The following is an 11,349-nucleotide window of genomic DNA, read 5'->3' as shown; positions in this document are numbered from 1 at the left end:
AAATGATCAGCTGCATCAGGAGCATTTTTCAAATTGTTTGATGCAGCCGTATTCATAATTTATTACTTCAATAACATCATTTTAATTCTTTGAACTTTTTCATTTGCTCTGAGTTCAGCAAAGTAGATACCGCTTGACAATGATTTATATTGCGAAGAAGCATTAAAACTCTTTTTGTACTTTCCTGAAACTTGAAGTTCATTAACTAACTCAGCAACAAGTTCGCCAGTAGCATTATAAACTTTCAGTGTTACAAATGCATCTGTTGATAATTCATAAGCAATGAATGTAGCTGGGTTAAAAGGATTTGGATAATTATTAAGCAATTTAAACTCACTTGGAGTTGTTGTAACTTCAACTGTTTGTGAATATTTAAAACTGCCATCAAGATCAATTTGTTTTAACCGGTAAGAATATTTACCTGAACCATCAACCTGATCTGAAAAAGAATAACTGTGTTTTTCTGTGGATGTTCCAGCTCCGGTAACAAATCCTATTGATTGCCAATTGTCAGTTTGTCCTTTTCTTTCAACACTGAATCCACTATTATTTTTTTCAGAAATAGTAGACCAATTTAGAACTATACCTTCATTCGATTGTGCTGCATTAAAAGAAGCGAGTTCAACAGGAAGTGGTAATATTCCAACTCCTCCCATTGCTAAAACTTCAGATGCTGAAAGAGGAGAATCCCATATTGCAACTTCTGCAACATCAATATCTCCATCATCGCCATCATCATCAGCAAAAAGAAGTAAAGTAGGATTAAGGGCATAACGGGAATCGATCTCATATGCATTCCAGTCCTTAATTAACTGACCATCGATATATGATTTATTGGCAACTCCATTATTAACGGTAATTACCAATCTATACCAAGTATTTAATGCGGTTAAAAATGTAGAATAACCAGCTCCAGCAGTACCAATCTCACCAGTTGGTTTTATAAATAAATCACCATCACTTGTATTAGGCACTTCATCTACTTGAAAGAAATTATGCCATTCAGCTACTGGAATTCTAAAATCAATTAAAAGCGAATAACTGTTAACTTTAGTTCTACCTCCATTTGGTGCAATACCGTGAGTCATTTTTAAATAACTTCCTTTAGGAACAGTTACAGCGCCGTTTGAACCAGTTGGACCAGCTATAGCCGTAAGAGTTCCTGTAAGTTCCAAAGCACTTCCGTAACCGGGTACAGCAGCAGTCAAATTAGCAGCATCATCAAATTTCCACCAGCCTTTTTGTGAGTATGCTAATGACGAAGATAAAGTAATCAAAGCTATTAAAAGCACCAACATTTGTAAGAATTTTTTCATAATTGTACCTTTTCCCTATTTGTTAAATGATTTAATGTTTGTTAAGCGATAGTTATTGAATCTATTTTTTAAGTATTTATTTTATGATTTTTCTTTAAGATAAAGCAAAATTATGGTAGTAGTATAAATGGCGCAATCGCCTGATCGTGGTATTTTTTTGGTTTTAGATTAATAATAAAGTCTGGTCTAAAAAGGTCATTCGTATGAAAACCTGCTTGCAGCAGGCAAGCGGGAATTTATAGAACCTAGAATTTTGAATAGCTTCCCACTGTTGTGGAAATAACAATTTGAGTATTTGGGCTTTTTAGAGGGACCTCATTTCATATTCTTTACAATCTCAGCAGCAAACTCAGATGTTTTTACTTCTTTTGCACCTATCATAAGCCGGGCAAAATCGTAAGTAACAACTTTGGATTTGATTGTTTTTGTTATAGCTCTTTCAATCATCTTTGCTGCTTTCCCCCAGCCAATATATTGCAACATCATTACGCCGGAAAGTATTAATGAACCAGGATTTATTTTATCCAGTCCGGCATATTTTGGTGCTGTACCATGTGTTGCTTCAAACAGTCCAACGTGATAGCTTATATTAGCCCCTGGAGCTATTCCTAATCCTCCAACTTGTGCAGCAGCCGCATCAGAAAGGTAATCTCCGTTTAAGTTTGGTGTGGCTAAAACTTCATATTCACTTGGTCTTAAAAGAAGCTGCTGGAACATACTATCAGCAATTCTATCTTTAATAATAATTTTACCTTCTGGCAATTTGCCACCATAAAGGGAATTCAATTCTTCTTCTGTAATGCAGGTTTCCTGATATTCCTCTTTTGCTAACTGGTAACCCCATTCTTTAAAGGAACCTTCCGTGAACTTCATGATATTTCCTTTGTGAACGAGAGTAACACTTTTACATTTGTTAATAATTGCATAATCAATAGCTTTTTTTACTAAACGTTTGGAACCAAACTCACTCATTGGTTTAATACCAATTCCGGAATCCGGACGAATTCCTTTATTAAAACGATTGTTGATAAAAGAAATAAGTTCGGTTGCTTCATTTGAATTAGCCTTGAATTCAATTCCACCATAAACATCTTCTGTATTTTCACGGAAGATTATAATGTTTACATCTTTGGGTTTCTTCATCGGGCTTGGTGCTCCTGGATAATATTTTACAGGTCGAATGCAAGCAAATAAATCCAGTTTTTGTCTTAGTGCCACATTTAAACTTCTAATACCTCCTCCAACAGGAGTAGTAAGCGGACCTTTTATTGCAACAATAAATTCAGCAATTGCTTCCACAGTTTCTTCTGGAAGCCACTCGTTTTCTCCATATACTTTTGTTGCTTTCTCACCGGCATATATTTCCATCCAGGAAATTTTCTTTTTACCTTTATATGCTTTTTCAACGGCGCTATCAAAAACAGCTTTTGATGCTTTCCAAATATCTGGTCCAGTTCCATCTCCTTCAATAAAAGGTATGATGGGATTATTTGGAACACGAAGTTTTTCATTTTTTACTTTTATTTTTTCTCCATCTGAAGGCAGTTTGATGTGCTTATATTCAGTCATTTATTTAATTTCCTTATAATTAATTTCCATTTGATTCAAAAGCAATTTTACCAAATCTTTTTTGATAAAAAGCCACAGCAAAAATTCCGATTAAAACAGCAAACCATAAAGTAACAACCCGAATAATAAATGTTGAAGAAACAGCAACATTCATTGGAACTTTTGATCTGATCATTAAATAAGTTAAAGAACCTTCAGTTACACCTAATCCTCCGGGCATCATTGTAATAGCGCCTGCTATAATTGAAAAAGTATAAACAAAGGTTGCCCATAAAACTGAAATGTTTAGATTAAAATTAACAAGAATGAGATAATAAGCAAAACATTCAAAGAACCAGGAAAAAAGACTTATAATTATTGTGTAAAACAAAGGAAAGGGTTTTACCATTACAAATGAGCTTTCATAAGCTGTCATCATTTTATCGTGGTACTTAGATAGGAATTTTAGTTTACCCAGCCAGTCAATAATTTTTAATGAAGAGTTTCTATGACTGATAATAATGGTAAGTAAAATCCAGAAAATACCTGTTCCAATAATAACGAACGTTCCATAATTGAAAACATATGCGCCAATCATTGCCAGAAAGACCAGCGCAATAAAATCTGTTATCCTTTCCATCATTATAATGGGAGCTACTTTACTTACAGATTCGTGCGTTACCTGCTTCACCAGGTATGCTTTCATAAGTTCTCCCATTTTTCCCGGAGTAACGCTCATAATAAATCCAGACATAAAAATTGCAATCGAATCAACAAAACTTAATTGGATATTTAAAAGCCTTATATAATAATCCCACTTAAAAAATCTTGTAAGATAATTCATTAAGGATAAAAAAAGTAAAAAAGGAAATAGCAGCCAGTTAAATCTTTCAAAAGCAATAATAACTTGCTTGTAATCGGCGTAAATGGTAAATCCAAGATATAAAACAGCGGCAACAGCAAGCGAGGTGAAAATATTTCTTCTTATTTTTTCTATCACTCAAACAATCTCTTTTAATGTTTTGTACAGTTTTGTAAGCGGTAGCCCTACAACATTGTAATAACAACCTGTAATTTTTTCTACAAAGACAGCACCAAAATCATCCTGGATTCCATAAGCACCAGCTTTATCCATCGGACTGCCGGTATTTATATAATCAATAATTTCTTTCCTGCCCAACCGTCTAAATTTTACCAGGGTTTTTTCAAAATTAATTTTTGTCTTTTTGGAATGAGAATTATAAACAGCAAATCCAGTATAAACTATATGTGTTTTATTACTAAGTAAATTTAATATATGCATCGCATCTTTTTTATCCTTTGGTTTACCAAGGACATGGTGATTTAGAACCACAATCGTATCTGCAGTTATTATAATTCCTTTACTTATTTTAAGTTTTGCCAGGTTCAATTTTTCAAGTGCAAGTCTTTTAACTGTGCTTACAGGATGTTCCCCATCTAAAAATTCTTCCTTAAGCTCAACACTAAAGGATTTGAATTCAAGATTTAATTGTTTTAATAATTTTCTTCTACGTGGAGATTGCGAGGCAAGATATATTGGCAAGTCAGAATTAATCATTCAGTGTTTCTAACTTAGTACCCGGAAAATAAAATTGTAAAATCTCATCATACTTTTGCCCTTGTTGCGCTAATCCAATTGCACCCCATTGACATAAACCAACTCCATGCCCATTTCCTTTACCTACAAATTTAATCTGGTCAATATCATTATTTTTTTTTCTTTTTACTGCAACATCAAAGACTGTGCTTTTTAGAAGATTTTTACCTTGATTTGTTTTGATTACAGAACGTATTAAATTACCGCTCAAAACAATTCTCTTAGATTCATTTTGTTTATTTTCAGTACTAAAAATTAGTTCATTTACCCGGTCAGATTTAAACCTGCTTGCGATATAAATATCTTTTAGCACCCAATCCTTGCCAGTAAGGTAATTTGCTTGTACAAGCAGATTAATTAACTGTTTTTGAGAAAAAGATTCTTCCCAATTGAACGAAGGAGAGATTTTACAGTTTGGTCCCTCACCATCCTTTACTCCTGCTAAATATGGTGCAGTTGCTTTTGGAAAAACGTTTTCAGAGCTTTCAGTAAATCCCCCACAAGAAGAAAAATAAAAAACATTAGCCAATTGATTTTCAAATGTTAAAACCTGGTTTTTAGTTTTTATAATTGCACTATCAAGAACATTATCACTTTTAATAAATCCTTTGTACAATTGGTCTCTAGTATCATCATGAACATCAAATGCATCTTTATGTTCATTAATTTTTAGGTAGGAATAATTCCTAACACAAACCGCAAGAGCTTTGATGGATTCAAGGTTTTGAACTGTAAGAAGTTGTTTACCCGTTTCAGCAGCTACAACATTTTGTACATATTCTTCTTCTTCTAAAATATTTACTAACCAAAATTTCTCTGAATTATAAATTAACCGCAACTTACCAGGATATGATTGTTTATTATATTCCAGGTAACGACTGGGATTTTTAGATTCAAAATCGAATGATGGATTTTCATATTTTTTCTTACCAATTTTCAACTCAATATTGCCACCATTTATATCAAATTTAATTTTATCTTTAGAATCTGCACTTGCTATTAGAGAATCATTAAATTTAATAAGAACAGGAATTGAGAACTGAATTTCTTTTTTAGCAAAATCGTTTTCAATCAATACTCTAATTTGTGTTGGACGACTAATTTGGGGAACAGTTACTTCAACAGAATCCTTTTCTTCCTTAGTTTGAGTTTCACTTAGAGGAGCACAACTGTAGGTTAAAAAAATTAAATAAAAAATTATTGGAATGTAAATCAAGAGGAACTTTATTTTTGAAAATGCAAACATCTTAGATGTGCCAAATTTCAATATCATCTGAACATTGCTTTAATACTTCCCCACGTTCGTCTAACGTCGGAAGGATTATGAGTCACACTAATTTCACTTGAATGAGATGGAGTAGGATTATTTTTTTCGTATATCGCAAGGCGATAATAATAAATATCACTTGTTGCTTTATAAACATTCTCATCAGTGTAGGTATAAAGGGAGTTATTTCCTTTTGGAGATATGTAGGAAAGAGTTGTAAAATCATGGCTGTTAATTGCTTTTCTTTCAATAGCAAAATTCTGAACGCTCTCTTCGGTGGCTGTTTTCCATTCTAAAACAATATTGTCACCCTCACTCCTCCCTTGGAAAAACATGAGGTATGCACCAGCCAAAGTGGTACCAATAGTTATGAGAATTAGAAATATGCTTAATATTGTAATGTTTCTTTTCATTCCGTAGTAAATATAAATTAACCTGCAAATATTGTCAAGCGGTTTGGCAAAAATAAATAATTTAAATTCTTACCTCCAAATTCCAAGAAATCAAAAATTCCTCTCAGTTTGCCATTTCCCCCATCTGAATTTAACATAAATTGCAGTTGAATATGGAATGATATAAACTGGAAGTGCAATCCATGCACCGATAAGTCCATAACCTAAATGAACTCCAATAAAATAAGAAAAAGGAATAAATAATGCTGAAGTAACACCAATTAGTCTCACAATCAATCCAACTGAAAACGATAAAACTAAGGAAGTGTTCAAAACGTTTCCGCATCCATTAAAATCGTTAGCCACAAATTTCCGGGCAATTAGTACGTGTGTACAAGTTGCAAGACTAGAAAAGAAACTTATTAATTCGCAGAAAGAAATTTCTGCCAGACACTCATTAAGAATATTAATTTCTTGATAATTCTCAAGTTTTTGAATAGATTCCATCCAACAAATTGATATATCTATGAACTGGCAATCCTTCATTAAAAAACTTGAGAAAGATTTTAGGATAAGTGATAATGAACTTGAGCTTAAAACTTCCATCAGCTCTAAAGTTTTTTATAACTTAAAAAAAGGTGCTACAAAAAAACCTAACCAGGTTACTATTAAAAAACTTGAGGAAGGATTAAACATAAAGATAGATGACAGTGATACTAATAAAATTGCTTATTCTCAAAATTTATTTGATGAGAACATAGAACTTTTTAATGTTTCAGGAAATGAGTACCCTGTTGTATCTCAAATTCTTGGTGAAGATTTATTTTCCACTCATAATATTATCGGAACGATTGTACTACCATATTCTAAAAAAGAAAATTGCTTTGTGGTAATTTGTAATGAACAAAAAGCTTTTGGATTTTTACGGAAAGGAGATAAAGTGTTAATTGATATTGATTCTAAATTAACAAACGACTCTTTGGTAGCAGCGAGATTAAAATCCTCCAGGCAATTATTAAAGTATTATAGAGAATTACCAGAAAACTTTATCCAGTTTTATTCTGAAAATATTTCTGATTCTTTAATAGTTAAGAAAGATGAAATTGAAGTAATTTATTCCGGAGTGCTTTTAATCAGAAATGTATAATATTGTTTAAAATCTGTTCACAAAATTTTTATTCGGAATTCTCTCAAATTAACCTACCAGATTTATTTCCTTAGAAGCAATCAGAAGCTATTCCAATAAAATCCAGCTTTTCTGGAATTCGATATCATCCAAAGGATGTAGTTCCTTTTTCATCCTTATGAACTATTGCCTCGTTCTAATGGCGTTAATATCTTTTCAACTATTAAATCCTATTGAAACATAAAACTAAGTAATAAATTATTCTTACTTAAGAATTGTTTAGAAAAATATGGTTAGAGATATAGTAGTAAATCGAATACGTTTCAAAACAAAGTGCGTGTTAATAAATATTACCATAAAATCATACATAATACAGAAAGCAAATGGAGGTAATGATGAATGAACAACTTGAAACGAATTATCAATATTCAGATTTTTATTCTGAAGTAGTACCTCATTTAAATCCGCTTAAAAATTTTGCTTTGAAAATGACGCACGATAATGACGAATCTAATGATTTAGTGCAGTCTACATTATTAAAAGCATTTAGATTTTTTGATATGTATAAAAAAGGTACCAATACAAAGGCTTGGCTTTTCAAAATTATGAAAAACTCGTTCATAAATGATTACCGTAAAATGAAAAGAGAACCAGTGAAAGTTAATTATGAAGACATTGAAAATTTTTATGAAACAATTAAATCCGATGAAGTGAAATCCAGGCACTATAACAACGATGATTTTAATAATATTCTTGATGATGAAATTACTTACGCACTATCAGCATTGCCTGATGAATCCCGAACAATTGTTTTTCTGTGTGATATTGAGGGATACTCCTATGAAGAAATTGCTGATTTTATTGGTTGCCCGGTTGGCACCGTCCGTTCACGTTTACATCGTACAAGAAAAATTCTTTATGCCATGCTTTATCAATATGCCCAAAAGAATGGTTACGTAAAATAAAGAAATAACATTTTTAGGCGGAGAAAATAAATGAACATATTATTGGTTTATCCATTATATCCAAATACATTCTGGAGTTTTAAGCATGCTTTAAAATTTGTTTCAAGAAAAGCAAGTTTCCCACCCTTAGGATTATTAACTGTAGCTTCATTGCTTCCAAATGAATGGAACAAAAAATTAATAGATATGAATACCAGCGAGTTGGTTGATAAAGATATTCTTTGGGCTGACTTTGTATTTATAAGCGCGATGTCAATTCAAAGTGAATCTGCCAATGAAGTAATTGAACGATGTAGAAATCTAAAAACAAAAATTGTTGCCGGTGGTCCATTATTTACCAGCAGTTCAGAAAATTACGATAGCGTTGACCATCTTGTACTTAATGAAGCTGAGATTACACTCCCACAATTTTTAAGTGATTTGAATGATGGAAAGCCAAAACGATTATACACTTCAGAAGAATGGGCGGATATTTCAATAACACCTTTACCAATGTGGGAATTAGTTTCGCAAAAAAGTTATAGTTCAATGAATCTTCAATATTCTCGTGGTTGTCCATTCGATTGCGAATTTTGTGATATTACAGTTCTTTATGGAAGAAAACCGAGAACAAAAACAAAAGAACAAGTAATAGCCGAATTAGATGCATTATATTTTACAGGTTGGAAAGGACCGGTATTTTTTGTTGATGATAATTTCATTGGCAATAAAGTAAAACTTAAAAAAGAAATACTACCTGCAATTGCTGATTGGATGGAGAAAAGAAAAAGACCTTTCTACTTTAACACAGAGGCTTCTATCAATCTTGCAGATGATGACACCTTAATGCGACTTATGGTTAATTCGGGATTTGAAGCTGTATTTATCGGTATTGAATCACCCAACGAAGAAAGTTTGGTTGAATGTAATAAAAACCAAAACAGAAATCGCGATCTAATATCAAGTGTTCGGACTTTACATGAATACGGATTAGAAGTTCAGGGAGGATTTATTGTTGGATTTGATAATGATCCACCTTCAATTTTCGAAAAGTTGACAGATTTTATTCAAGAAAGTGGTATTGTTACAGCAATGGTGGGTTTACTAAATGCACCTAAAGGAACTAAACTTCAGAAAAGACTGGAGAATGAAGGAAGATTGTTAAACGATTTTACTGGTAACAATACAGACTTTTCTATTAACTTTATTCCTCATATGGATTCAAAAGTTCTCCTCGATGGATATAAAAAAATCCTCCGCACCATCTATTCACCTAAATACTATTATGAACGAGTTATTCACTTTCTAAAAGATTTTGAACCGAAATCAAAAAAAGTTTTTCATCTCAATCCAAATTATATAATGGCATTATTCAAATCGATAATAAAATTAGGAATTATTGGAGAGGAAAGAATTTACTATTGGAAGTTATTTTTCTGGTCGTTGTTCCGAAAACCTAAACTTTTCTCACTGGCAATTCTATTTACAATTTATGGATTCCATTTTAGGAAAATATCCAACGATTTTTGTTAAAAGTATTTTTATTTAAAAGTAAATAGAAAATTTTAGATTTTATGTCTGTTCGATTGGACCAACTTCTATTCTGGTTAATTACATTTACGAACCATACTTCCAATTTATTAACCATACTTCATAAAAATCCCCTATTCTAAATTGAATAATATTAATTTGAATGATTTCATTTTATGAAATCAAGCAAGCTTTTGAATATCTATTTAAAATTAAAAATGTGGCATTTAGATTAATTTGACTTGGGGAGTAACCAAATTATTTGGGAGGTCATAAATACCGCAATATTTATAAAATATTTTGTGGAGCTAAGGAGGATCGAACTCCTGACCTTCCCGATTGCTATCGGGACGCTTCTTCTTTGCTGAAAATAAAATTCTTTTTCTATTTTGATTTTGTGGAGCTAAGGAGGATCGAACTCCTGACCTCTTGAATGCCATTCAAGCGCTCTCCCAGCTGAGCTATAGCCCCAAAATCTTGTTTTAAAGTTAATGAAGATAAATTTATTTGTCAATTTAGAATCGACTTCTTTTGTCTTCAGTTTATTTTATGTCTCTACCGAACACTAATTGATTCTAAATTTTACCGGAATCAGCAATTGAAATTTTACTGGTTTCCCATTAATCTTTGGTGATGAAAACTTTGTTAACTTTATTGCATCCATAGCAGCTTCATCGCAACCATATCCAATACCTTTAACAACTTCAGTTTTTACAGGAGTACCATTTTCATCAATAAAAGTTCTAATAATAACTATACCCTCTATTTTATTTTCTTTTGCATATTCAGGGTAAACAGCTTTAGAAAAAATTTCGCTGGGTCCACCAGTTGGTTTAGGAAATTCATCGACTAATGTATAATATATTTCTTTAGTGGGTTCCTTATCAATTTCTTTTTTATTTCCAAAAACAATCGATTCAACTGGATCGGGGAGAATTTTCTTATCCTTCTCATTCAACTTCTTAATTTGTTCTTTTGTATTTGCAAGACTTCTAATCGATTCTCTATTTGGTGGAGCTAACGATGAATCATATTCCACAAATTGACTTCGCTTTAATCTACCTACATCATAAATCTTTAATAATTTTAGACCATCATTGATGTAAAACTCTTTTGAAATACCATCCTTCACCCCGTCTTTTACATAAAATTCTTCCTTTTGTGCTCCATTCTCCCAATAGGTTTTTATCCAGCCGTGAAGTTTTCCCATCGAATAAGTTTTTTCTTCCTTCAAAACTCCATCTTCATAAAAAAATCTTGAAGTTCCATCAAGTACATCATTTATATAATAGATCGCAGACTCAAGGTTGCCAGTAGAGTAATAACTTCTTACTAATCCATCCTGTGCTTTACTAATTGATAGGCACGTAAATAAAATTGTTAGTATTAAAATGAACTTTGAATACATTTTACTCTGATCTTTCCTAAAAAATATTTTGCTTAATCAAATATAATGATTTTGTTATAAAGCATTTAGGTAAAGAAATATTTCTGTTTTCATTTATTTCTTTTTATTATCTTCACAATTGTAATATAGGTTAGAAATAATTTTTTGTCTTGAATATTTAGTTAAAAATAAAATCTAATTCCGAAAAAGATACTATGAAT

Annotated in this window: 11 protein-coding genes and 1 tRNA gene; 3 read left to right on the top strand and 9 right to left on the bottom strand. The window is 31.8% G+C overall.

Annotated elements, in window-relative coordinates:
- Positions 1-62: 62 nt before the first annotated feature.
- From NTX22_03980 to NTX22_03950, 7 genes are all read right to left on the bottom strand, one after another.
- Positions 63-1,316, bottom strand: coding sequence for a T9SS type A sorting domain-containing protein (locus tag NTX22_03980; protein ID MCX6149666.1), 1,254 nt, complete (start codon positions 1,314-1,316; stop codon positions 63-65).
- Between the two features lie 315 nt (positions 1,317-1,631).
- Positions 1,632-2,885 (bottom strand): isocitrate dehydrogenase (NADP(+)), encoded by a 1,254-nt coding sequence (icd, locus tag NTX22_03975; GenBank protein MCX6149665.1) that lies wholly within the window; start codon positions 2,883-2,885, stop codon positions 1,632-1,634.
- Positions 2,886-2,904: 19 nt separating this feature from the next.
- Entirely contained in the window at positions 2,905-3,864 is a 960-nt protein-coding gene (locus NTX22_03970) for a lysylphosphatidylglycerol synthase transmembrane domain-containing protein (protein ID MCX6149664.1), read from the bottom strand.
- Entirely contained in the window at positions 3,865-4,443 is a 579-nt protein-coding gene (locus NTX22_03965; protein ID MCX6149663.1) for a Maf family protein, read from the bottom strand.
- Positions 4,436-5,755, bottom strand: coding sequence for a SpoIID/LytB domain-containing protein (locus tag NTX22_03960; GenBank protein ID MCX6149662.1), 1,320 nt, complete (start codon positions 5,753-5,755; stop codon positions 4,436-4,438). Before NTX22_03960 ends, NTX22_03965 begins: the two co-directional genes overlap by 8 nt.
- Positions 5,752-6,084 (bottom strand): hypothetical protein, encoded by a 333-nt coding sequence (locus NTX22_03955; protein MCX6149661.1) that lies wholly within the window; start codon positions 6,082-6,084, stop codon positions 5,752-5,754. Before NTX22_03955 ends, NTX22_03960 begins: the two co-directional genes overlap by 4 nt.
- 168 nt (positions 6,085-6,252) lie before the next feature.
- Complete coding sequence (locus NTX22_03950) at positions 6,253-6,648, bottom strand: hypothetical protein (protein ID MCX6149660.1); 396 nt, start codon at positions 6,646-6,648, stop codon at positions 6,253-6,255.
- Positions 6,649-6,667: 19 nt separating this feature from the next.
- Between NTX22_03950 and NTX22_03945 the strand changes: the two genes are divergently transcribed.
- The 3 genes from NTX22_03945 to NTX22_03935 all read left to right on the top strand — a co-directional run bounded on the left by NTX22_03945 (position 6,668) and on the right by NTX22_03935 (position 9,744).
- Positions 6,668-7,288 (top strand): hypothetical protein, encoded by a 621-nt coding sequence (locus NTX22_03945; protein MCX6149659.1) that lies wholly within the window; start codon positions 6,668-6,670, stop codon positions 7,286-7,288.
- 374 nt (positions 7,289-7,662) lie between these two features.
- Complete coding sequence (locus NTX22_03940) at positions 7,663-8,232, top strand: sigma-70 family RNA polymerase sigma factor (GenBank protein ID MCX6149658.1); 570 nt, start codon at positions 7,663-7,665, stop codon at positions 8,230-8,232.
- A 30-nt stretch (positions 8,233-8,262) separates the two neighbouring features.
- Positions 8,263-9,744, top strand: coding sequence for a B12-binding domain-containing radical SAM protein (locus NTX22_03935; protein ID MCX6149657.1), 1,482 nt, complete (start codon positions 8,263-8,265; stop codon positions 9,742-9,744).
- A gap of 395 nt (positions 9,745-10,139) precedes the next feature.
- Here the strand turns inward: NTX22_03935 and NTX22_03930 are convergent.
- Both NTX22_03930 and NTX22_03925 read right to left on the bottom strand, forming a co-directional pair.
- Positions 10,140-10,212, bottom strand: a tRNA-Ala gene (locus NTX22_03930).
- A gap of 94 nt (positions 10,213-10,306) precedes the next feature.
- The gene (locus NTX22_03925) at positions 10,307-11,149 is read right to left on the bottom strand and encodes a TonB family protein (GenBank protein MCX6149656.1); all 843 of its coding nucleotides are present in this window, start codon (positions 11,147-11,149) and stop codon (positions 10,307-10,309) included.
- Positions 11,150-11,349 lie beyond the last annotated feature (200 nt).

The organism is Ignavibacteriales bacterium (assembly GCA_026390815.1).
Lineage (GTDB): Bacteria > Bacteroidota > Ignavibacteria > Ignavibacteriales > SURF-24 > JAPLFH01.
Note: the sequence above shows the minus strand (reverse complement) of the source record. Positions and strands in the feature narration are given on the sequence as shown.